Consider the following 643-nt stretch of genomic DNA (forward strand, 5'->3'; position numbering starts at 1 on the left):
CATCAGCGTTGCGCAAACTGGTGTGGATCAGAACGGTGTGGTGGCGGTCAGCCTGAACGAGAATATTGACCTGGGCAATACCGGCAGCGTCACCACGGGCAACACCGTGATGAATAACGACGGTCTGGCAGTCAACGATGGCGCAGGCAATACGACCACCGTCGGCGGTAACCAGATCTCGGTCGGCGGCAGCAACCCGATTGTGATCAGCGGCAACACTGGCACGATCGGTGGTTTGACCAATACGACGTTCGATCCGAACAACTACACCAGCGGCCAAGCGGCAACGGAAGACCAACTGAAGCAGGTCAATGATGTTGCAAGCGCCGGTTGGAATGCGACCGACGTGGCAGGCAATAGCGCCAACATTGGTCCGAACGGTGAAGTGCGATTCGAAGGTGACAGCAACATCAGCGTTGCGCAAACCGGCGTCGATCAGAACGGCGTGGTGGCGGTCAGCCTGAACCAGAACATCGACCTGGGCAATACCGGCAGCGTCACCACGGGTAATACCGTGATGAACAATGACGGTCTGGCGGTCAATGACGGTGCAGGCAACGTGACGACGACCACGGCTACCGGCACAACGGTGGCTGACAGTGCCGGAAATACGACAGCTACGACGGCAGCGGGCTCGACAGTA

1 protein-coding gene is annotated in these 643 nt (G+C 58.6%); it reads left to right on the top strand.

The window, feature by feature from the left end; all coding sequences use genetic code 11:
• Positions 1-643: hypothetical protein (locus ACNA0J_RS29665; RefSeq protein ID WP_415822608.1), on the top strand; the 643-nt coding region annotated here is incomplete at both ends.

The sequence above is a fragment of the Bordetella tumbae genome, assembly GCF_965139195.1.
Taxonomy (GTDB): domain Bacteria; phylum Pseudomonadota; class Gammaproteobacteria; order Burkholderiales; family Burkholderiaceae_B; genus Bordetella_A; species Bordetella_A tumbae.